The following is a 20,116-nucleotide window of genomic DNA, read 5'->3' as shown; positions in this document are numbered from 1 at the left end:
GCGGGCGTTCGTCGGACCGCCGTCGGCTACGTATGCTGATCCTGATGCGGTGCGAACTCGCCCACCCGCCAGGGGAGTTCGCACCCACGGCGCGGACCGCTGTCGTCGCTGTTTCCGCGCCGGCGAGGGCGGTCGAGCGGCCCGAGCCGACCGAGGCTCGGGCCCTCGGCCGCGGTACGCGCCCGCCGGGCCCGCCGTGCTCCTTCCGGCCCTCCCAGGTGGACGCGCTGTCGGACGCGCACCAGATTTGGTGAAAGCCCGTCAACGTCTCCGGGGAGAGGGTCCTTCATCGTGCGTGCCCTGCGTACCCAGCGTGCCCTGCGTGCCCTGCGTGTCCGGTCGCTCACCCTGGCCGCGGCCGGCGCCGTCGTGCTCGTACCCGCGCTGTGCGCCGCCGCCGACCCGGACCCCACTGCGCCGGCGGTGGGGGAGGGAACCGTACGGGCCGCCGACCTCCTCGCGAAGGTGCGGGACTGCGTTCCTGTGTCGAAGGGGCGCTATCGCACCGACGAAGGCACCCGCGCCGAGATCCCCGTCTGCGGGGCGCCGGGCGTCGTCTTCTGGAAGGCCGACATGGACATCGACTGCGACGGGCGTCCCGGGGCCCTGTGCAATCGTCGGACCGACCCGCTCTTCTCCGCGGCCACCGCCTACCGGCAGTCGGACGGGCGCTACTTGAGCGCCGAGACCCTTCCCTACGTCGTCGTGCCCGCCCCCAGCAGCCTGTGGAACCACCGCGACCACGGGATCCGCGGCGGGTCGGTGGTCGCCGTGATCTACCGGGACCGGGTCCAGTACGCGGTCGTCGGAGACACCGGCCCGCGCCACATCATCGGCGAGGCCTCGTACGCCACCGCCAAGGCGCTCGGCATCGGCGCCGACCCGCGTCACGGCGGGACGGCCTCAGGGGTCACCTACATCGCCTTCAAGGACTCCCGCGTGCAGCCCATCGAGGACCACGCGGCCGCCCTCGCGGAGGGCGAGCGGCTGGCCAGGCTGTTCCTGCGGGACGGATGAGCGGGGTCCTGTGCTCGGCCCGGGTGGGCTGCCCGAGGTGACGTCGCCGTCGCGGCGGAGGGAGGCCGGTCCCACGGAGGGCGCGCCGGACGGGGAGCCCCCGGGCGTGAACCCGGGGGCTCCGGATCGGGGACTTCGGCCCCGGCTCCGGCTCCGGTCGTGGAACGGCGGGCCCCGGCCCTTCGCCCGTGTGCCCCTTCGCGCGCCTGCCTCACGTCTTGCGGGTTCAAGCCTTCCGGTACGTGTACGCCTCCGCGGCCGCCGCCTCGACGGCCGCGAGGTCCGCTCCCGCCGAGGCCGTGACGACCGCGGCCACCGCGCCTTCGACGAAGGGCGCGTCCACCAGGCGGGTGTTGCCGGGCAGTTCGTCGCCCTCCGCGAGGAGGGCCTTCACCGTGAGCACCGCGCTGCCCAGATCCATGAGGACGGCCACCCCGGCGCCACGGTCCACGGAGGCGGCCGCCGCCGAGATCAGTTCGGCGCTGGTGCCGAGGCCGCCGTCCGCCGTGCCGCCGGCCGGGGCGACGGGTGCGGTGACGCCGCCGCCCGCGAGCCCCGTCGCCAGTTCGGCGACCGAGGCGGCGACGGCGGCGCTGTGCGAGACGAGCACGATGCCGACGAGCTTGTCCGCGGTGTTGTCGGAGTCACTCACCGGACGCCTCCACCAGTGCGGCGATCAGCAAGGACGACGAGGTGGCGCCGGGATCCTGGTGCCCGATGCTCCGCTCGCCCAGATAACTCGCCCTGCCCTTGCGGGCCTGCAGCGGGATCGTGGCCGCGGCGCCCTCCTCCGCGGCCGTGGCCGCGGCGGCGAAGGAGTCGGTGAGCGCGTCCACCGCGGGCACCAGTGCGTCGATCATCGTCTTGTCGCCGGGTGCGGCCCCGCCCAGCGCCATGACCGCGTCGACGCCCGCCCGCAGCGCGTCGGTGAACTGGTCCTCGGAGACCTCGGCGGCGTCCCCGAGGGCCTTTCCGGTACGGCGCAGCAGGGTGCCGTACAAGGGCCCCGACGCGCCGCCGACCGTGGAGATCAGCTGTCGTCCGGCGAGTGTGAGGACGGCGCCGGGGGTCTCCGGCGCGTCCTTCTCCAGCACGTTCACCACGGCGGTGAACCCGCGCTGCAGATTGCTGCCGTGGTCGGCGTCGCCGATCGGCGAGTCCAGCTCCGTGAGCCGCTGGGCCTCACGGTCCACCGACGCGGCGGTCGCCGTCATCCAGCGGCGGAAGAAATCGGCGTCGAGCACAGAATCTCCTTGCGTGGTACCAACGTTGGGCCGATGAGATGAGTCGTGGGCCTGCCCGCGGTTGTGACCGTGACCGAGACCGTGACCCTGGCTGTGGCTGTGGCTGTGGCTGTGGCTGTGGCTGTGGCTGTGGCCTGCCGGGCGGCGGGCCGGCTCACACGCCCCAGCGCAGCCCCGGTGTCTTCACCGGCGCGTCCCACAGACGCAGCAGTTCCTCGTCCACCTGACACAGCGTCACCGAGGCACCGGCCATGTCCAGCGAGGTGACGTAGTTCCCGACCAGCGTGCGCGCGACGGGGACACCGCGCTCGCCGAGCACCCGCTGCACCTCCGCGTTGAACCCGTACAGCTCCAGGAGCGGGGTCGCGCCCATACCGTTGACCAGGACGAGGACGGGATTGCGCGGGTTCATGTCCTCCAGGATCGCGTGCACCGAGAAGTCGGCGATCTCGCGCGAGGTCATCATCGCGCGCCGCTCCCGGCCGGGCTCGCCGTGGATGCCGACGCCCAGCTCCAGTTCCCCGGGCGGCAGGTCGAAGGTGGGGCTGCCCTTGGCCGGAGTGGTACAGGCGGCGAGCGCGACACCGAAACTCCGGGAGTTCTCGTTGACCTGACGGGCCAGCGACTCCACCCGCTCCAGCGGGGCGCCCTCCTCGGCCGCGGCGCCCGCGATCTTCTCCACGAACAGCGTCGCGCCCGTGCCGCGCCGGCCGGCCGTGAAAAGACTGTCGGTGACGGCGACGTCGTCGTTGACCAGCACCTTGGCGATCTGGATGCCCTCGTCCTCGGCGAGTTCGGCCGCCATGTCGAAGTTCAGCACGTCACCGGTGTAGTTCTTCACGATGAACAACACGCCCGCGCCGCTGTTCACGGCGGCGGCGGCCCGCACCATCTGGTCCGGCACCGGAGAGGTGAAGACCTCGCCCGGACAGGCCGCCGACAGCATGCCGGGACCGACGAATCCGCCGTGCAGGGGCTCGTGGCCCGATCCGCCGCCGGAGACGAGACCCACCTTTCCGGCCACCGGGGCGTCACGCCGTACGATCACGCGGTTCTCGACATCCACCGTGAGGTCCGGGTGTGCGGCCGCCATACCCCGCAGCGCGTCCGCGACCACCGTCTCCGCCACGTTGATCAGCATCTTCATGGGTGCCTCCTGGTGAGCGTAAGAGTGGAGCCCGTGACCTGCGTTCTCGCCCGTTCGTTGGGTACGGAGGGTGCCCGGTTCCGGCGTTCGTCGGTGCTGAGGGCTCGTCACTGCGAAGTATCGGTCTTGGAAGGGCGATGGTCACGTGTACCGACACGCTCGGGTCGGTTCGGGTCGCGGACCGGCCGGTTCGGACGGTCCGCGGCCGCTTTCGCCGTCCGGGACGCGGGCCCCTGAAGGGCATGCCGACGTGGCGCGGCGTGGCGGGCGGGGATGGTACGGCCGGGTGCTCGCGGCGGCGGTCGGCGTGACGGCGGTGGCCGCCGCGACTTCCGTGTGGAGCGCGCAGGCCGGACCCGTGGAGAGCAGGCCCGGACGAGTGGAAGCCGCGGCCCGGCCCTTCCGGCCGCACGCCCGGGGACCCGCGAGAGTGCCGGTGTCGGTGGCCATCGCCCATGCCTCCGACCGCGGCGCCCGGGGTGTCGACATCACCGTCGACGACGGACCGGACCCGGTCTGGACACCGCGGGTGCTGAAGGCGCTTCGGGAGTACGGCGTGAAGGCCACGTTCTGCATGGTGGGCACCCAGGCCCAGGCGCACCCGGACCTGGTCAGGGAGATCGTGGCGGCCGGGCACCGGCTGTGCGACCACACGGTGTCGCACGACACCACCATGGACACCAAGTCCGAGTCGTACCAGGCGCGGCAGATCCTGGACGCCGAACGCATGATCACCAAGGCGTCAGGGGGCGTCCGGCCGCAGTACTACCGGGCCCCGGGCGGCGCCTTCACGCCGTACAGCCGCGAACTGGCCGCCTCGCACGGGATGCGGCCGCTGGGCTGGAACGTCGACACCAAGGACTTCGAGCGGCCCGGCACCGACGTGCTGGTCGCCACCGTCAAGCAGGAGATCTCCAACGGCCCGACCGTCCTCTTCCACGACGGGGGCGGCGACCGCTCCCAGACCGTCCGCGCCCTGCGTGAGATCCTGCCGTGGCTGAAGCGGCAGGGGTACTCCTTCGGCTTCCCCGTGCGCTGACCCGCGAGGCGTGTGGTCAGGGCCGGGGCGTCTCCTGGTCGTGGACCCTGAGGGTGCCCCGGTCGTTCTCCCGCAGCGCCCGGCCGATGATCAGGCGCTGGATCTGGTTGGTGCCCTCGAAGATCTGCATGACCTTGGCCTCGCGCATGTAGCGCTCGACCGGGAAGTCGCGGGTGTATCCGGCGCCACCCAGTACCTGGACGGCGTCGGTGGTGACCTTCATGGCGTTGTCGGTGGCGATCAGCTTGGCGATGGACGCCTCGCAGCTGAAGGGGAGTCCCTGGTCCTTGAGCCGCGCGGCGGCGAGCGTGGTGGCGCGGGAGGCCTGCACGGCCGCGGCCATGTCCGCGAGGACGAAGGCCAGCCCCTGGTGTTCGATGATCGGGCGGCCGAAGGTCTCCCGCTCGCGGGAGTACCGCAGCGCGTGGTCCAGCGCTCCCTGGGCCAGGCCCGTGGCCACCGCCGCGATCCCGAGGCGGCCGCAGTCCAGTCCGGCGAAGGCGATCGCGAGGCCCTGCCCCTCCTCGCCGATCCGGTACTCCACGGGAACGCGGACGTTCTCCAGGCGCACGGTGGCGGTGGCCGACCCGGTCAGACCCATCTTGTGCTCGGGCGGATCGGCGATGACGCCAGGGGTGTCGGCCGGGACGAGGAAGCAGGAAATGGCCCGCGAGCCCGTGTCGGACGTCCGCGCCATGACCGTGTAGAAGTCCGCGTGCCCGCCGTGCGTGGTCCACGCCTTGGCACCGTCGAGCACGTAGTGGTCGCCGTCCCTGACGGCCCGCGTGCGCATCGCCGCGGGGTCGGATCCGGCATGGGCCTCGGACAGGCAGTAGGCACCGAGCAGCTCCCCGCCGAGCATGCCGGGCAGCCACTTGTCCTTCTGCTCCTCGGTGCCGAACGCGGCGAGGGCGAAGCAGGACAGCGCGTGCACCGAGACGCCGACCGCGACGCTGGCCCACACGGCCGCGATCTCCTCGACGACCTGGAGATAGACCTCGTACGGCTGGCCGCCACCGCCGTACTGCTCGGCGTACGGCAGGCTCAGCAGACCGGCCCGGCCGAGGGTGCGGAAGACCTCGCGGGGGAACTTCTCCTCGGCTTCGGCCTCGGCGACGCGAGGGGCGAGCTCCTTCTCGGCGAGCTCGCGGGTGAGGCCGATCAGGTCGACGGCTTCCTGGGCGGGCAGCGTTCGGGTGGCTGGCATGGTGATTCCTCGGTCGCTCGGGGAAATAATGATACGGCGATCGATACAACAGTATCGTTTTTGGTACCGTATAGCCATGCAGTCCAGAGAGGGATCCGTCGGCCCACTCGCGGGCCTGCGCGTCCTGGAACTCGCGGGACTCGGGCCGGCTCCGCACGCGGCCATGGTGCTGGCCGACCTGGGCGCCGACGTGGTGCGGGTCGAGCGGCCGTCCGGCCGGGCGCTCAGCCTGGGGCCGGCCGGCGCGGCCGACGCCGTGCAGCGTGGCCGCCGGTCGGTCTTCGCCGACCTCAAGAATCCCGCGGGGCGGGCGCTCGTGCGAGGCCTGGCGGCGCGGGCCGACGTACTCATCGAGGGCCTGCGGCCAGGGGTCGCCGAGCGGCTCGGGGTCGGTCCGGACGACTGCCGCGGCGCGAACCCGCGGCTCGTCTACGCCCGGATCACCGGCTGGGGGCAGGACGGGCCGCTCGCCGGGGATCCCGGGCACGACCTGAACTACATCGGTCTCACCGGCGTCCTGCACGCGATGGGCCGGGACGACGGGCCGCCGGCCCCGCCGCTGAACCTCGTGGGGGACTTCGGCGGCGGATCCATGCTGTTGGTCGTGGGTGTCCTGGCCGCACTCTGGGAGCGCGCCCGATCGGGCGCCGGGCAGGTCGTCGACGCCGCCATGGTCGACGGGACCGCACTGCTGGGCCAGATGGCGTACGCGCTGCGCGGCATGGGGGAGTGGTCGGACGAACGGAGTTCGAACCTGCTCGACGGGGCGGCCCCCTTCTACGACACCTACGCGTGCGGCGACGGCAAGTACGTGGCCGTCGCCGCACTCGAAGCGCAGTTCTTCGCGGCCCTGCTCGACGGGCTCGGTCTCGTCCCCGCCGAACTGCCCGCCCAGGACGACCGTGACGGGTGGCCGGTGCTGCGGTCCCGGTTCGCGGGCAGGTTCGCCTCCCGCACGCGGGACGAGTGGGCGGAGCACTTCGCCGGAACCGACGCGTGTGTCACGCCCGTGCTCACCTTCGCCGAGGCGGGCGCGCACCCGCACATGGTGGCCCGGCGCACCCTGGTCGAGGTGGACGGCATCCTGCAGGCCGCACCCGCGCCGCGTTTCTCGCGCACCCCCAGCAGACCGCCCTCGGCACCCCGCGCGGCGGGCGCGGACACCGAGTCGGTGCTCCGCGACTGGGGCGTCGGGTCCTCGACCCCGGTGGTCCGGTCAGGGTGAGACGGCGTGCACGATGAGCGAGGCCAGCTCCGCGTATGCCTCCGCGTCGCTCAGCCCGGTGCGCGCGGCCACCTCGCCCCGCTGGATCTCCTGCATGGTGGCGGCCACGACCTCGCCCACGAACGCGGCATGGACGTCACGGAACGCGCCCGCGGCGACGCCGTCCGCGATCAGCTGTCTGATCCGGGCGGCGGCGAGGCGGGTGTTGGCCTCGTACACCTCACGGGCCGGTTCGAACTGGGCCATGTCGTCGAGGAATCGCCGGGACAGCGGGCGCAACCGCTCCGCGACCGCGTTCAGGTAGACCACCACGCGGTCGGCCGGCGCGGAGGTGTCCGCCACCTGCTTCTCGATGGCGCCGGCCGCCTCCCGGAAGTAGTGCTTCACCGCCTCGCGGACCAACTCCTGCTTGCTTCCCGCGAGTTGGTACAGCGTCGTCTTCGAGCAGCGCAGCCGCTCGGTCAGCTCGTCGAGCGTGAACGATGCGAATCCCTCCGCCGCCAGCAAGGCGACGAGCCGTTCGAGGAGGTCTGTCTGGCGCGCTGTTCGACGTGTGGACGGCATGACCTCAGCCTAACCGCTCACCTTCGCGGGGCCGGATCCCGTCGGGAAGCCCGAGCCGTTCCGCTGCGCGCGGGGCCGGACCTCCGGCGGCCCGTCGGCTCGCGCCGCTCCCCACGGCCGGCCTGATCCGCACGGCACCCCTTGACCCGGATCATTCGGGTCCCGCCCGCGGCAGGCCGGCCGGGGGCGGAAATGACTGGTCCACCGGTCCAGGCGGTCGATAGCCTCCGTCCATGATCGAGGAAAGGGAGGCGGCGACGCCTCGGGAGGTCTGCTGGCGGGGCAGGGGCGTCGCCTTCGCGCCGCTCGACGTCGACGACGCGGAGCTGATCCATGGCTGGCGTTCCGACCCCGTGGCCGCCCACGAGATCGGCATGTGGCCGCGTTCCCTTTCCGCCGTGCGCGAGCGCGTCGAGCGTGACCGCGACGAGCACGACCGCGACGACTTCCTCGTCCTGCTCCCGGACGGCACGCCGATCGGCCACATCGCCCTGACGGACCAGGACATGGTCGACGGCACGGCCGAGATCATGCTGGTTCTGGACCCCGCCCACCGGGGCCGGGGCCATGGCACGGACGCCGTCGACGCGCTCGTCGACCTCGCCTTCGGTGAACTGCCCATGCACCGCGTCCAGGCGGTCACCCACACCACCAATACCGGGGCCCTCGGCGTCCTGGCCGGGGCGGGGTTCGTTCAGGAGGGGGTGCGCCGCTCCGCCTGCCTGCACCGGGGCCGCCGGTACGACGTCGCGGTGCTGGCCCTGCTCCGGGAGGAGTGGCAGGGGCTCACCCGACCCCGGTCCTGGGACGTGCCGGTCACCGGCCGGTGACCTGGGCCCGGGATTCCCCGGTGGTTCGCTCCCGGACGGCGTGGTCTTCGCTGCTCGCCCCTCGCGTCGCGCGGTCCCGGACCTGCCGGACGGATCTCCGGCGATCCCCGGTCCGGCGAACAACCTCCTGCCCGGGTCAGGAGGGGCGCACCGCGGCCCGCCGCTCCAGGATGTCCAGGGCCCGTTCCGCCCACCGGATGTTCTCCTCCTCGAAGGAGCGCCCGCGCATCAAGGTGAGATAGGGGCCCACACGCTCCGCGCGGGCCAGGAACTCGTCCTCGGTGCGGCCGTCCAGCAGGCGCGCGCGCAGCCGCTCGTAGCGGGCCAGCTTGGCACGCGCCCACTCCAGCCGCTCGGCGATCGCCGCCCGTACGGCCGCGTCGTCGCCCGCGTCGACGGACTGCACCTTGACCAGCAGTTCGTCGCGGATGGCGGTGGGTTTCGGAGGGGCCGCCGTGAACGCGCGCAGGGCGCCGCGGCCCGCCGCGGTGAGGGAGAAGACCCGCTTGTTCGGACGCCGGTCCTGCCGCACCAGCCGGGCCTCGATGAGTCCCTCGGACGTCATCCGCTCGAGCTCCCGGTAGAGCTGCTGCGGGGTCGCCATCCAGAAGTTGGCCACCGAGGCGTCGAACTCCTTGGCCAGGTCGTATCCCGACGCCTCACCCTCCAGGAGCGCGGCGAGAACCGCGTTGCGCAATGCCATGGGCCAAGGCTAGACGGCACACACCCCCCCCGACTAATCTCTTACGCACCTATTCAATTAGTTGACTATGAGAGCGGGGACCACCGATGCACCCCTTCCGCAAGGCCGTGGAGGCCGGCGACCTCGCCGCGGTCGAGGAGCTGCTGGCCGACGACGTCGTGTTCACCAGCCCCGTCGCCTTCAAGCCCTACCCGGGCAAGGCGATCACCGCGGCCATCCTGCGCGGCGTCACCCGCGTCTTCACCGACTTCCGCTACGTACGGGAGATCGCGGGTGCCGACGGCCGTGACCACGCGCTGGTCTTCACGGCGAAGGTGGGCGACAAGGAGATCAACGGCTGCGACTTCCTGCACTTCGACGAGGACGGCAGGATCGACGACCTGATGGTCATGGTCCGCCCGCTCTCGGCGGCCCATGCGCTCTCCGAGGCCATGGGCGCGCAGTTCGAGCGGATCTCGCGGGAGGCGGCGGAGGCCCAGGGCCGGTGAGCCGCGCCCCCGAGGGCTGGTCGCCCACGCGGTGTTTGGCGCGACCCCCGGGGGCTACCCGCGCCGGGTGACCACGACGACGAGGCCGAAGCCGAAGCCGAAGACGAAGACGAAGCAGACGTCCGCACCGGCGTCCGAGCAGGAACCGATCCGCTTCCTGGAGGACCGCTTCGACTGCGCGCAGGCCTGCGTCGAGTGCGCCCGCGCCTGTGCGCTGCGGGCGAGCTGCATGGATCCGGACGGACCCAAGGTGCGGCAACTCGCGCGCCGTATGGGCCTCATGTGCGCCGAGGTGTGCGACGCGACCTGCCTCGTCCTGGACGGGCAGCACCACCGTGGCGAGGCGGGCATCCGTGTCCAGGTCGAGTGGTGCCGGTCCGTCTGCCGTGAGTGCGCGGACGTCTTCGACCGGTGTCCGGGCGCACAAGTGAGCGCGCGGGCCTGCCGCGCGTGCGCCCAGGCGTGCACGGACTTCCTCGCGACGCTGCTACCCGCCTGAGCCTCCCGCTTGCGCCGACGGGGCGAGCGGCCGGCCGGCCCGTACGTTCCAGCGCCCGGAGCGGCCGCTGAACTCGGTGGCGGTCAGGGGCGGTACGTCGACCCGCCAGAACGCCGACTCCGGTGCGTCCAACACCCGTACCACCAGCGCCCGTACCACCTCCGGCTCCACCACGGCGACGGTCCGGCCCGTCAACCGCGCGGCCGTGTCGAGGCAGCCCGCCACCCGGTCGCAGAAGGCCCGCACCGACTCCCCGCCGTGCGGTGCCGCGCCGGGATCGGCCAGCCACTGGGCCACCGCCTCCGGTTCCTTCGAGCTGACCTCCTCCAGGGTCGCGCCACGCCATCGGCCGACGTCCAGACCGGCCAGCTCCGGGACGTCCAGCACCGCGTCGAGGCCCAGCGCGTCGGCGGTCTCGCGGCACCGCACGGTGGGGGAGACCCACAGCCGCTCCGCGCCGGGGACCGCGCCCGCGGCGGCCCGAGCGAGCCGCAGGCCCGCGGCCTCCACCCGGCCCCCTTCGTCGAAGCGGGCCTCCCGCAGCGCCGCGCTGAGCGCGGCTGAGATCAAGATCACTCGGCTCGTCATACGTTCACTCTCGTGCGCTGTCGTGTTCGCCCGTGCCCGAAACCCCCTGCCGGAACAGGGAATCCGCCGACGTCTCCGCGGTCCCGGGGCGCAACGGCGGTGCTGTCACGCGCCCTTGGCCGGGCCCCGGCTTCGCGGTACGGTCTGGATGATATTGACGACGGTTCGGCGGAAGTCCGGTGGGAGTCCGGCACGGTCGCGCCACTGTAAGCCCAGCGCACGTCACCCCTCCCAGGGGCGGCGGAGGTCGAGCAAGTCAGACCCGCGGCCGTCGTCCTGTGCACCACCGAGACGGGACGCGAGTTCCCCAGGAGGTACCGCCCCATGGCGCAGTCCGTCGCCCAGCCGACCGCCACCCCCACCGCCGTTCCCGCCAAGCTGCCGATCGGCGCGATCGTCCCGTGGGCGGTCTTCTTCGGCGTCCTGATGCTGGTCCTGCTCTACTTCGTCGGCGCCGAACAGGGCGCCACCTCCCTCGTGTCCGGCGAGAACGTCCACGAGTGGGTGCACGACGCCCGCCACCTCCTCGGATTCCCCTGCCACTGACGGCCCGGACAGAAGGGGGCGCCCGCCGGGGCGCCCCCTTACGCATGTCACCGCCATTCCCTATTTCTGGAACACGTTCTACGGTGTGCGCCGTCAGGTCCCGCCTTGGGGAGCCAGGAGGCGCCGTGCATCTCGAATACACGCCGGAGCAGCAGCGGTTGCGGACCGAACTGCGTGAGTACTTCGCCGAGCTGGTGCCCGACAACGCCTATGCCCGGTACGGCGATCCGGCGGCGCAGAAGCGGTTCTACCGTGAGACGATCCGCCGCCTCGGCACGGACGGCCGGCTCGGTGCGGGCTGGCCCAAGGAGTACGGCGGCAGCGGGCTCACGCCCATGGAGCAGTTCATCTTCTTCGACGAGGCCGCCCAGGCGGGCGTACCGCTGCCCCTGATGGCGCTGAACACCGTCGGCCCGACGATCATGCAGTTCGGCACCGAGGAGCAGAAGGGGTACTTCCTGCCGAGGATCCTCTCCGGCGAGATCGACTTCGCGATCGGCTACAGCGAGCCCGACGCGGGCACCGATCTGGCCGCGCTGAAGACCCGGGCCGTACGCGAGGGCGACGAGACCACCGGGCACTACACGGTCGACGGGCAGAAGATCTGGACGACGAACGGCGACACCGCCGACTGGGTGTGGCTCGCCGTCCGCACCGACCCGGACGCCCCGCCCCACAAGGGCATCACCATGCTCCTCGTACCGACCTCCGACCCGGGTTACTCCTGCACCCTCATCAACACCCTCGCCTCGCACGACACCACCGCCAGCTACTACGAGAACATCCGCGTCCCCGTCTCCCGCCGGGTCGGTGAGGAGAACAAGGGCTGGCGGCTGATCACGAACCAGCTCAACCACGAGCGCGTCACCCTCGCCGCCCACGGCACGATGGCGATCCGCGCCCTGCACGACGTCCAGCGCTGGGCCATGGAGACCAAGCTCGCCGACGGCCGCCGGGTCGTCGACCTCCCCTGGGTGCGCCGCCGGCTCGCGCAGACCCACACCCGGCTCGACGCCATGAAGCTCCTGAACTGGCAGATGGTGAACGCCGTCCAGCAGGGCACCCTCACTCCGCAGGACGCCTCCGCGGTCAAGGTGTACGGCTCCGAGGCGCGCCGGGACGCGTACGCCTGGCTCATGGAGATCGTCGCCATGCCGGGTGTCCTGAAGGAGGGCTCGGCGGGTGCCGTCCTGCACGGCGAGCTGGAACGCGGCTACCGGTCGGCGGTGATCTTCACCTTCGGCGGCGGCAACAACGAGATCCAGCGCGAGATCATCTCGTGGATCGGGCTGGGGATGCCGCGGGTGCGGCGTTGACCTGGCGTCGTGGAGGCCTGGCCTGTCACAGCGCCCACCAGCAGTACAGGCGAAGGCCGGCCGGCTGAGCGCGTCGGGCCAGGCCGGCCAGGGCTTCCAGGGCGCCCCCGGCCGTCTCGGCGTCGACCTGGTTGTGCCGCAGTTCGGCGGTCATGGACCACGACTCCGCGAAGCGCCGGAAATCGCCTCGGGTCGCGGTGACGAGGGCGGTCACCAGCGTGTCCGACAGGCTGAACACGAGCGGGCCTTGGCCGTCCGCCTCGGACAACAGCTGCCCGGACCGAGGGCGTCGACCGGCCTCCTCGTAGCTGCAGTCGGTCGCGATCGCCTCGAGCCGGGCGATGGCGACCACCGGGTCGATGCCCTTCAGGGAGACCACATCGAACCCTGCCGGGCCCGGCCCCGCGGGCGATCCGCCCACGGCGACGGCGGCTCGATCGTCAGCGGCGGAGAAGTAGTCGCACAGCGTCATGCCGCAGATTCTGGCACCCGCGACCGACGTCGCCGCGGTCACGACCGGAACGCTCGGCGGGCGATCGCACGGGTGCCGGGACCCGCAGAGCGTCGACGAGTGCGAGGCAGGCCGGGCGGACAGCTCCCGCCGGTCGGCCGCGACGCACGTCGGCCCGGCGCGCGTCGCGCTGTCCCGGCGCGTGGTGCGGCCGGCGTACGCCGCTCCGCCGCCGTACGCCCACGTGCCGTACGGCGGACCGGCCCCGCCGCCCGCCGCGGTGACCCGGCGGCCGAGTGTCGCGGGCACCGCACCGCGCCGCGTTCCCGCACGTCTTCGCCGGGGAAGCCCGCCCCAACGCGTGCTGCGCGCATGGCGTGGCTCGGCCCCGGCTCGCGTCGGGTGCCGTACAAAGTCGGCAGATAACTCGCCATACTGGACGGGCCAGGGGAGGGCGCGGCGAGCAGCGACGGGGGCGATCGCACGAGATGGCGCAGACCAGGCTGATCCAGGGCCGGTACCGACTGCTCGATCTGATCGGGAGTGGCGGCATGGGCGAGGTGTGGCGCGCCCGCGACGAGTCGCTGGGTCGGCAGGTCGCCGTGAAGTGCCTCAAGCCTCTCGGCCCGCACCACGACCCGTCCTTCACCGGTGTCCTGCGGGAGAGGTTCCGGCGCGAGGCCCGGGTGGCCGCCGCGCTGCAGCACCGCGGGGTGACCGTCGTGCACGACTTCGGTGAGTCCGACGGCGTGCTTTACCTGGTCATGGAGCTCCTGGAGGGGCACAACCTCGGTCAGTTGCTGGGGGAGAACGAGCAGCGTCCGCTGCCGGTCGCCGATGTCGTGGACATCGCCGACCAGGTGTCGGCCGCGCTCGCGTACACCCATCAGCAGGGCATCGTGCACCGGGACCTGAAACCGGCGAACATCATGCGGCTCGCCGACGGCACCGTGAAGATCTGCGACTTCGGCATCGCCAGGCTCGGCCACGACGTCGGCTTCACGGCCCGGCTGACCGGCACCGGTATCGCGATGGGCACCCCGCACTACATGTCGCCGGAGCAGATCAGCGGTGTCGAGGTCGACCGGCGCAGCGATCTGTACTCCTTCGGATGTGTGCTCTACGAGATCGCCACCGGGGCACCGCCGTTCGATCTCGACGACGCGTGGGCGGTCCTCATCAGCCACCGCGACACCTCTCCCGAGCCGCCGCGCGGGCGCCGGGCCGAGCTCCCCGAGTACGTCGAGCGGATCATCCTGGACCTGCTGGCCAAGGAGCCGGACCGGCGGCCGCAGGACGCCCGTGAGCTCGGCCGCCGGCTCAGCGAGGGCCGTACGACGCCGGTGCACGTGCCGACGGCCGTGTCCCCGGTCCTCCGCCGGCCGGACCTCGGCCGGCGGATCGTGACGTCCTCGGCGCAACCGCAACCGCAACCGCAACCGCAACCGCAACCGCAACCGCAACCGCAACCGCCGTCCCGTGACCCGGTGCTGCCCTCCTGGACGCGCGGCATGACCACCGGCCACAAGGCGACCGGCGCCGGGCTGCGGGTCACACCGCCGGACGCGGCGGCCGGACTGACCGGAGAGTGGACCGTGGGCCCGTCGACGACGGACTCCGGACCGCCGGACCGCGCCGAACTCCCCACGCCGTCACCGGAGGTGCTCACCGCCCTGGCGGGGCGGCACAATGCGGGACTCAGCCTGGGCCGGCTCGGCCGGTGGACCGAGGCGGGCGAGGTGCACCGCGCGGTCGCCGCCGAACGGGAGCACGTCCTGGGCCCAGACCACCCCGACACGCTCGCCAGCCGGTACGAGGTCGGCTTCACGCTCAGCCGCACCGGCCGGCCCGCGGACGCGCTGCACGCCTACGCGCACGTCGCCCGGGCCAGGGAACGGGTGCTCGGCCCCGACCACCCCGACACCCTGGCCGCCCGGCAGGAAACGGCCTATGTCCTGGGTCGGTTGGGCCGTCACTTCGAGGCGCACCAGGCCTATACGACCGTGCTCGCCGCCCGGGAACGCGCCATGGGCCCCGACCATCCGGACACCTTGCGCTGCCGCCACAACCTCGCCTTCAACCTGAGCAGACTGGGCCGGCTGGAGGACTCCCACCGAATGGCGAGCGAGGTCGCGGACGCCCGCGCGCGGGTGCTCGGTCCTGACCACCCCGACACCCTGCTCACCCGTTACGAAGTCGCCTACGCGTTGGGTCAGTTGGGAAGCTGGCCGGAGGCGCTGCGCACCTACCGGGAGGTGGCCGAGGCGCGGGCGCGGGTGCTCGGCCCCGACCACCCGGACACGCTCTCCGCCCGTTACGAGGTGTGCATCAGCCTGGGCCGGCTCGGTCGCAGCGCGCAGGCCCTGGAGCTGTACCGCGACCTGATCGACGACCGCACCAGAATGCACGGCCCGGCCCACCCCGAGACCTTGCGCGCCCGGCACGGACTCGGCGTCAACCTCGGGCGCATGGGGCGCTGGGAGGAGGCGCTCGCGGAGTCCCGCGACGTGTGCGCGATCCGCGAACGCGTCCTCGGCCCCGGCCATCCGGACACCCTCGTCAGCCGCCGCGAGGTCGCCGTCGGCCTCGGCTGGCTCGGCCGCTGGGCCGACGCCCTCACCGAGTACCGTGCCGTCGCCGTCGCCCGCGAGCACGTCCTCGGCGAGACCCACCCCGACGCCCTGGCCAGCCGCAACGACGAGGCGCACTGTCTGGAGCAGCTCGGGCGCGCCCAGGAGGCGGTGGAGCTGTACCGACGGGTCGCGGTGTTGCGACAGCAGCGGGCGGCCGAGGGGCTCTGAGTCTCCCGTCCCGTCCCGAGCAGCCATCCGGGCGCCCGCCGGCTGCCGCGTACCTCTGGCAGACCTAGATCATCGCGTGCTACCAAGAACCATGCCTGTACACGAGGGATATGACGCCGTGATCGTCGGTGGGGGCCACAACGGTCTCGTCGCCGCCGCCTATCTGGCCCGTGCCGGACGCTCCGTCCTGGTGCTGGAGCGCCTGGGGAACACCGGCGGCGCCGCCGTGTCCACCCGGCCGTTCGCCGGGGTCGACGCGCGACTGTCGCGCTACTCGTACCTGGTCAGCCTGCTGCCCCGGAAGATCGTGCGCGATCTGAGCCTCGACTTCCGGGTCCGCGGGCGCACGGTGTCCTCGTACACGCCCGTCGAACGCGACGGCCGGCCCACCGGACTGCTGGTCGGCGGCGGCGAGCGGCGCACCCGCGAGGCGTTCCGGCGGCTGACCGGATCGGACCGCGAGTACGAGGCCTGGCAGCGCTTCTACGGCATGACCGGCCGGGTCGCCCAGCGAGTGTTCCCGACCCTCACCGAACCGCTGCCCACCCGCGACGAACTCCGTGGCCGGATCGACGACGAGGAGGCCTGGCGGGTGCTCTTCGAGGAGCCGGTGGGCGTCGCTGTCGAGGAGAACTTCAGCGACGACCTGGTGCGCGGCGTCGTCCTCACCGACGCCCTCATCGGCACCTTCGCCGACGCCCACGACCCCTCGCTGCGGCAGAACCGCTGCTTCCTCTACCACGTGATCGGTGGCGGCACCGGCGCCTGGGACGTGCCGGTCGGCGGCATGGGCGCCCTCACGGACGCCATCGCCGGCGCGGCGCGTGGCGCGGGCGCCGTGATCGCCACCGGTCACGAGGCGATCCGCGTCGGGACCGACGGGCGGACCGCGGAGGTCACCTACCGGACCGCGGACGGCGAGGGCGTCGTCGCGGCCCGGCACGTCCTGGTGAACGCCTCGCCGCAGGAGCTGGCGACCCTCACGGGCGAGGCGGCGCCGACCCCGGCCGAAGGCGCGCAGCTCAAGGTGAACATGCTGCTCAAGCGACTGCCGAAGCTGCGCGACAGCTCCGTCGACCCGCGCGAGGCGTTCTCGGGGACCTTCCATGTGGCCGAGGGGTACGAGCAGTTGGCGACCGCTCACGCGCAGGCCGCCGCCGGCCGGCTGCCCGACGCCCCGCCCTCCGAGATCTACTGCCACTCACTCACCGACCCCAGCATCCTCGGCCCGGAGCTGGTCGAGCAGGGCTATCAGACGCTCACGCTCTTCGGCCTGCACACGCCCGCCCGGCTCTTCGCGCACGACAACGACGCGGTGCGCGCTGAGCTGTTGAAGTCGACCCTGGCGCAGCTGGACGCCCAGCTCGCCGAGCCGCTCGCGGACTGTCTGGCCACCGACGCGGACGGCCGCCCGTGCATCGAGGCGAAGACCCCACTCGACCTGGAACGGGACCTGCGCCTGCCGGGCGGCAACATCTTCCACCGCGACCTGGCCTTCCCCTACGCCCAGGAGGGCACGGGCCGTTGGGGCGTCGAGACGGCGCACGCCAACGTCCTGCTGTGCGGGGCGGGCGCGGTACGCGGCGGCGGGGTGAGCGGGGTGCCGGGGCACAACGCCGCCATGGCCGTACTGGAGGAGGACGGCCGCCGAGAAAACTGACGGAGCATCAGAAAAGGCCTTCCCTCGGCCGGGCGACTGCGGCATCCTGCGGCCATGCAGACGGAGCTGAGCAAGCAACTGGGGATCGAGCACGCCATCTTCGGCTTCACGCCGTTTCCCGCCGTCGCCGCGGCCATCAGTCGCGCGGGCGGTCTCGGCGTGCTCGGCGCGGTCCGCTACACCGCCCCCGACGACCTCAGGCGCGACCTCGACTGGATCGAGGCGAACGTCGACGGCAGGCCCTACGGCCTCGACGTGGTGATGCCGGCCAAGAAGGTCGAGGGAGTCTCCGAGGCGGACGTCGAGGCGATGATCCCCGAAGGGCACCGGCAGTTCGTCGCGGACACCCTCGCCAAGTACGGCGTCCCCGGCCTCGCCGAGGGGGAGGCCGCGGGCTGGCGCATCACGGGCTGGATGGAAGAGGTCGCGCGCACCCAGCTCGACGTCGCCTTCGGCTATCCGATCAGACTGCTGGCCAACGCGCTGGGCTCACCGCCCGCCGACGTCGTACGGCGCGCCCATGAACAAGGGGTGCTCGTCGCGGCCCTCGCGGGCAGCGCCCGGCACGCCCGCAAACACGCCGCGGCGGGTATCGACGTCGTCGTCGCGCAGGGCTACGAGGCGGGCGGCCACACCGGGGAGATCGCCTCGATGGTGCTCACGCCGGAGGTCGTCGACGCCGTCGACCCGCTGCCCGTCCTCGCGGCGGGCGGCGTCGGCAGCGGACAGCAGGTGGCCGCCGCGCTCAGCCTCGGCGCCCAGGGCGTATGGCTCGGCTCGCTGTGGCTGACCGTCACCGAGGCCGACCTGCACTCGACGGCCGTGACCCGCAAGCTGCTGGCCGCCGGGTCCGGCGACACCGTCCGCTCGCGCGCGCTGACCGGGAAGCCGGCCCGCCAGCTGCGCACCGAGTGGACCGACGCCTGGGACGATCCGCACGGTCCCGGCACCCTGCCCATGCCCCTGCAGGGGCTGCTGGTGGCCGAGGCAGTCTCCCGCATCCAGAAGTACGAGGTGGAGCCGCTGCTCGGGACGCCGGTCGGGCAGATCGTCGGCCGGATGAACAGCGAACGGAGCGTCCAGGCCGTCTTCGACGACCTGACCCGCGGTTTCGAGCACGCCGTCGACCGCATCAACCGGATCGCCGGAAGGAGCGCCCGACCGTGACCACCTCGACCTCACCGAACGGCTTCTGGGCCCAGGCCGCCGCCGACCCCGGGCGGACGGTCCTCGTCACCCCGGACGGGGACGACTGGACCGCCGGCCGACTGCACACCGCGGCCAACCAACTGGTGCACGGGCTGCGCGCCGCCGGTCTGGAACGGGGAGACGCCTTCGCCGTCGTCCTGCCCAACGGCGTCGAGTTCCTCGTCGCCTACCTCGCCGCCTCACAGGCCGGCCTCTACCTCGTCCCCGTCAACCACCACCTCGTCGGACCCGAGATCGCCTGGATCGTCTCGGACTCGGGCGCCAAGGTGCTCATCGCCCACGAACGGTTCGCCGACGCCGCCCGCCACGCCGCCGACGAGGCGGGACTGCCCCCCACGAACCGCTACGCCGTCGGCCCGGCCGAGGGCTTCCGGCCGTACGCCGAACTCCTCGCCGGGCAGGACGGATCGGCGCCCGCCGACCGCACCCTCGGCTGGGTCATGAACTACACCTCGGGCACCACGGGCCGTCCCCGCGGCATCCGCCGACCGCTGCCCGGCAAGCTCCCCGAGGAGACCTACCTCGGCGGCTTCCTCGGCATCTTCGGCATCAAGCCCTTCGACGACAACGTCCACCTCGTCTGCTCACCGCTGTACCACACGGCCGTCCTCCAGTTCGCGGGCGCCTCCCTGCACATCGGCCACCGTCTGGTGCTGATGGACAAGTGGACACCCGAGGAGATGCTCCGGGTCATCGACTCCCACCGGTGCACCCACACCCACATGGTCCCGACCCAGTTCCACCGGCTGCTGGCGCTCCCCGAGGGGGTCCGGTCCCGCTACGACGTGTCGTCGATGCGGCATGCCATCCACGGCGCCGCCCCCTGCCCCGACCATGTGAAGCGGGCCATGATCGAGTGGTGGGGCCACAGCGTCGAGGAGTACTACGCGGCCAGCGAGGGCGGGGGCGCCTTCGCGACGGCCGAGGACTGGCTGAAGAAGCCCGGCACCGTCGGCAAGGCCTGGCCGATCAGCGAGCTCGCCGTCTTCGACGACGACGGCAGGCGGCTGCCGCCCGGTGAACTCGGCACCGTCTACATGAAGATGAGCACCGGCGGATTCTCGTACCACAAGGACGAGACCAAGACGCGGAAGAACCGCATCGGCGACTTCTTCACCGTCGGCGACCTCGGCTGCCTCGACGAGGAAGGCTATCTCTTCCTCCGCGACCGCAAGATCGACATGATCATCTCCGGTGGCGTCAACATCTACCCGGCCGAGATCGAGGCCGCCCTGCTCGCCCACCCCGCCGTCGCCGACGCGGCGGCCTTCGGCATCCCGCACGACGACTGGGGCGAGGAGGTCAAGGCCGTCGTCGAGCCCGCGCCCGGACACACACCGGGAGCGGCCCTCGCCGCGGACGTCCTGCGGCACTGCGCGGAGCGGCTCGCGGGGTACAAGCGCCCCAAGAGCGTCGACTTCATCGAGTCGATGCCCCGCGACCCGAACGGGAAACTGTACAAACGGCGGTTGCGCGACCCGTACTGGGAGGGCCGTACCCGAGCCGTGTGACACGGCTTGCTCGGTCCCCGCCCCGGTCGGACGGGGACCACAGGGCCGCTGCTGTCCCGTCTCACTCAATC

General features: G+C 72.5%; 20 protein-coding genes and 1 riboswitch. Of the genes, 12 read left to right on the top strand and 8 right to left on the bottom strand.

Annotation, left to right across the window (positions count from 1 at the left end):
- Positions 1 to 327: 327 nt before the first annotated feature.
- Positions 328 to 1,017 (top strand): glycoside hydrolase family 75 protein, encoded by a 690-nt coding sequence (locus tag HEP85_RS04425; protein ID WP_168533325.1) that lies wholly within the window; start codon positions 328 to 330, stop codon positions 1,015 to 1,017.
- Positions 1,018 to 1,243: 226 nt separating this feature from the next.
- Here HEP85_RS04425 and HEP85_RS04420 read toward each other — a convergent pair whose 3' ends face one another.
- From HEP85_RS04420 to dhaK, 3 genes are all read right to left on the bottom strand, one after another.
- Positions 1,244 to 1,669 (bottom strand): PTS fructose transporter subunit IIA, encoded by a 426-nt coding sequence (locus HEP85_RS04420; RefSeq protein ID WP_329285297.1) that lies wholly within the window; start codon positions 1,667 to 1,669, stop codon positions 1,244 to 1,246.
- Positions 1,662 to 2,261, bottom strand: a complete 600-nt coding sequence (gene dhaL, locus HEP85_RS04415) for a dihydroxyacetone kinase subunit DhaL (RefSeq protein ID WP_168526367.1) — start codon at positions 2,259 to 2,261, stop codon at positions 1,662 to 1,664. The genes HEP85_RS04420 and dhaL overlap by 8 nt, the downstream gene beginning before the upstream one ends.
- A 154-nt stretch (positions 2,262 to 2,415) precedes the next feature.
- The gene (gene dhaK, locus HEP85_RS04410) at positions 2,416 to 3,408 is read right to left on the bottom strand and encodes a dihydroxyacetone kinase subunit DhaK (RefSeq protein ID WP_168526365.1); all 993 of its coding nucleotides are present in this window, start codon (positions 3,406 to 3,408) and stop codon (positions 2,416 to 2,418) included.
- 250 nt (positions 3,409 to 3,658) lie between these two features.
- On the opposite strand from dhaK, the gene HEP85_RS04405 reads away from it, so the two are divergent.
- Positions 3,659 to 4,447 carry a polysaccharide deacetylase family protein gene (locus tag HEP85_RS04405; protein ID WP_168526363.1) on the top strand — a complete coding sequence of 263 codons (789 nt, stop codon included), beginning with the start codon at positions 3,659 to 3,661 and terminating at the stop codon, positions 4,445 to 4,447.
- Between the two features lie 16 nt (positions 4,448 to 4,463).
- Here HEP85_RS04405 and HEP85_RS04400 read toward each other — a convergent pair whose 3' ends face one another.
- The gene (locus HEP85_RS04400) at positions 4,464 to 5,654 is read right to left on the bottom strand and encodes an acyl-CoA dehydrogenase family protein (RefSeq protein WP_168526361.1); all 1,191 of its coding nucleotides are present in this window, start codon (positions 5,652 to 5,654) and stop codon (positions 4,464 to 4,466) included.
- 76 nt (positions 5,655 to 5,730) lie between these two features.
- Here HEP85_RS04400 and HEP85_RS04395 point away from each other — a divergent pair, with 76 nt between their 5' ends.
- A complete protein-coding gene (locus HEP85_RS04395; RefSeq protein ID WP_329285287.1) occupies positions 5,731 to 6,879 on the top strand; it encodes a CaiB/BaiF CoA-transferase family protein in 1,149 nt (382 codons plus the stop codon).
- On the opposite strand, the gene HEP85_RS04390 is transcribed toward HEP85_RS04395, so the two are convergent.
- Positions 6,871 to 7,443 (bottom strand): TetR/AcrR family transcriptional regulator, encoded by a 573-nt coding sequence (locus tag HEP85_RS04390; RefSeq protein ID WP_266696681.1) that lies wholly within the window; start codon positions 7,441 to 7,443, stop codon positions 6,871 to 6,873. The two genes, HEP85_RS04395 and HEP85_RS04390, sit on opposite strands and share 9 nt — an antisense overlap.
- A gap of 233 nt (positions 7,444 to 7,676) precedes the next feature.
- On the opposite strand from HEP85_RS04390, the gene HEP85_RS04385 reads away from it, so the two are divergent.
- Positions 7,677 to 8,273 (top strand): GNAT family N-acetyltransferase, encoded by a 597-nt coding sequence (locus tag HEP85_RS04385; RefSeq protein WP_168526359.1) that lies wholly within the window; start codon positions 7,677 to 7,679, stop codon positions 8,271 to 8,273.
- A gap of 136 nt (positions 8,274 to 8,409) precedes the next feature.
- On the opposite strand, the gene HEP85_RS04380 is transcribed toward HEP85_RS04385, so the two are convergent.
- Complete coding sequence (locus HEP85_RS04380) at positions 8,410 to 8,976, bottom strand: PadR family transcriptional regulator (protein ID WP_168526357.1); 567 nt, start codon at positions 8,974 to 8,976, stop codon at positions 8,410 to 8,412.
- Between the two features lie 86 nt (positions 8,977 to 9,062).
- On the opposite strand from HEP85_RS04380, the gene HEP85_RS04375 reads away from it, so the two are divergent.
- Entirely contained in the window at positions 9,063 to 9,464 is a 402-nt protein-coding gene (locus HEP85_RS04375; RefSeq protein WP_168526355.1) for a nuclear transport factor 2 family protein, read from the top strand.
- A gap of 148 nt (positions 9,465 to 9,612) precedes the next feature.
- Entirely contained in the window at positions 9,613 to 9,963 is a 351-nt protein-coding gene (locus tag HEP85_RS04370) for a four-helix bundle copper-binding protein (RefSeq protein ID WP_168533323.1), read from the top strand.
- Here HEP85_RS04370 and HEP85_RS04365 read toward each other — a convergent pair.
- Positions 9,952 to 10,551 (bottom strand): histidine phosphatase family protein, encoded by a 600-nt coding sequence (locus HEP85_RS04365; protein WP_356012284.1) that lies wholly within the window; start codon positions 10,549 to 10,551, stop codon positions 9,952 to 9,954. The genes HEP85_RS04370 and HEP85_RS04365 overlap by 12 nt on opposite strands.
- Positions 10,552 to 10,695: 144 nt before the next feature.
- Positions 10,696 to 10,839: riboswitch (cobalamin riboswitch) on the top strand.
- A gap of 36 nt (positions 10,840 to 10,875) precedes the next feature.
- Here HEP85_RS04365 and HEP85_RS04360 point away from each other — a divergent pair.
- Positions 10,876 to 11,097 carry a CbtB-domain containing protein gene (locus HEP85_RS04360; RefSeq protein ID WP_168526353.1) on the top strand — a complete coding sequence of 74 codons (222 nt, stop codon included), beginning with the start codon at positions 10,876 to 10,878 and terminating at the stop codon, positions 11,095 to 11,097.
- Positions 11,098 to 11,222: 125 nt separating this feature from the next.
- Positions 11,223 to 12,413 (top strand): acyl-CoA dehydrogenase family protein, encoded by a 1,191-nt coding sequence (locus tag HEP85_RS04355; protein WP_168526351.1) that lies wholly within the window; start codon positions 11,223 to 11,225, stop codon positions 12,411 to 12,413.
- A 25-nt stretch (positions 12,414 to 12,438) separates the two neighbouring features.
- On the opposite strand, the gene HEP85_RS04350 is transcribed toward HEP85_RS04355, so the two are convergent.
- A complete protein-coding gene (locus tag HEP85_RS04350; RefSeq protein ID WP_248001828.1) occupies positions 12,439 to 12,927 on the bottom strand; it encodes a hypothetical protein in 489 nt (162 codons plus the stop codon).
- Between the two features lie 425 nt (positions 12,928 to 13,352).
- Between HEP85_RS04350 and HEP85_RS04345 the strand changes: the two genes are divergently transcribed.
- The 4 genes from HEP85_RS04345 (at position 13,353) to HEP85_RS04330 (ending at position 20,045) form a co-directional block, all read left to right on the top strand.
- Positions 13,353 to 15,665, top strand: a complete 2,313-nt coding sequence (locus HEP85_RS04345) for a tetratricopeptide repeat protein (protein ID WP_369657587.1) — start codon at positions 13,353 to 13,355, stop codon at positions 15,663 to 15,665.
- A 91-nt stretch (positions 15,666 to 15,756) separates the two neighbouring features.
- A complete protein-coding gene (locus HEP85_RS04340; protein ID WP_168526349.1) occupies positions 15,757 to 17,325 on the top strand; it encodes an NAD(P)/FAD-dependent oxidoreductase in 1,569 nt (522 codons plus the stop codon).
- A gap of 54 nt (positions 17,326 to 17,379) precedes the next feature.
- Positions 17,380 to 18,492 (top strand): nitronate monooxygenase family protein, encoded by a 1,113-nt coding sequence (locus tag HEP85_RS04335; RefSeq protein WP_168526347.1) that lies wholly within the window; start codon positions 17,380 to 17,382, stop codon positions 18,490 to 18,492.
- On the top strand, positions 18,489 to 20,045 hold the full coding sequence (locus tag HEP85_RS04330) for an acyl-CoA synthetase (protein ID WP_168526345.1): 1,557 nt from the start codon (positions 18,489 to 18,491) through the stop codon (positions 20,043 to 20,045). Before HEP85_RS04335 ends, HEP85_RS04330 begins: the two co-directional genes overlap by 4 nt.
- Positions 20,046 to 20,116: the final 71 nt, after the last annotated feature.

This window comes from Streptomyces sp. RPA4-2, from assembly GCF_012273515.2.
In the GTDB taxonomy this organism is placed as follows: Bacteria; Actinomycetota; Actinomycetes; order Streptomycetales; family Streptomycetaceae; genus Streptomyces; species Streptomyces kaempferi.
Note: the sequence above shows the minus strand (reverse complement) of the source record. Positions and strands in the feature narration are given on the sequence as shown.

Excerpts from the sequence above, each read along its gene's own strand:
- HEP85_RS04335 (WP_168526347.1), top strand. The coding sequence starts at position 17,380 with ATGCAGACGGAGCTGAGCAAGCAACTGGGGATCGAGCACGCCATCTTC.
- HEP85_RS04380 (WP_168526357.1), bottom strand. The coding sequence starts at position 8,976 with ATGGCATTGCGCAACGCGGTTCTCGCCGCGCTCCTGGAGGGTGAGGCG.
- HEP85_RS04385 (WP_168526359.1), top strand. The coding sequence starts at position 7,677 with ATGATCGAGGAAAGGGAGGCGGCGACGCCTCGGGAGGTCTGCTGGCGG.
- HEP85_RS04400 (WP_168526361.1), bottom strand. The coding sequence starts at position 5,654 with ATGCCAGCCACCCGAACGCTGCCCGCCCAGGAAGCCGTCGACCTGATC.
- HEP85_RS04365 (WP_356012284.1), bottom strand. The coding sequence starts at position 10,551 with ATGACGAGCCGAGTGATCTTGATCTCAGCCGCGCTCAGCGCGGCGCTG.
- dhaK (WP_168526365.1), bottom strand. The coding sequence starts at position 3,408 with ATGAAGATGCTGATCAACGTGGCGGAGACGGTGGTCGCGGACGCGCTG.
- HEP85_RS04390 (WP_266696681.1), bottom strand. The coding sequence starts at position 7,443 with ATGCCGTCCACACGTCGAACAGCGCGCCAGACAGACCTCCTCGAACGG.
- HEP85_RS04340 (WP_168526349.1), top strand. The coding sequence starts at position 15,757 with ATGCCTGTACACGAGGGATATGACGCCGTGATCGTCGGTGGGGGCCAC.
- HEP85_RS04360 (WP_168526353.1), top strand. The coding sequence starts at position 10,876 with ATGGCGCAGTCCGTCGCCCAGCCGACCGCCACCCCCACCGCCGTTCCC.
- HEP85_RS04375 (WP_168526355.1), top strand. The coding sequence starts at position 9,063 with ATGCACCCCTTCCGCAAGGCCGTGGAGGCCGGCGACCTCGCCGCGGTC.
- HEP85_RS04395 (WP_329285287.1), top strand. The coding sequence starts at position 5,731 with ATGCAGTCCAGAGAGGGATCCGTCGGCCCACTCGCGGGCCTGCGCGTC.
- HEP85_RS04345 (WP_369657587.1), top strand. The coding sequence starts at position 13,353 with ATGGCGCAGACCAGGCTGATCCAGGGCCGGTACCGACTGCTCGATCTG.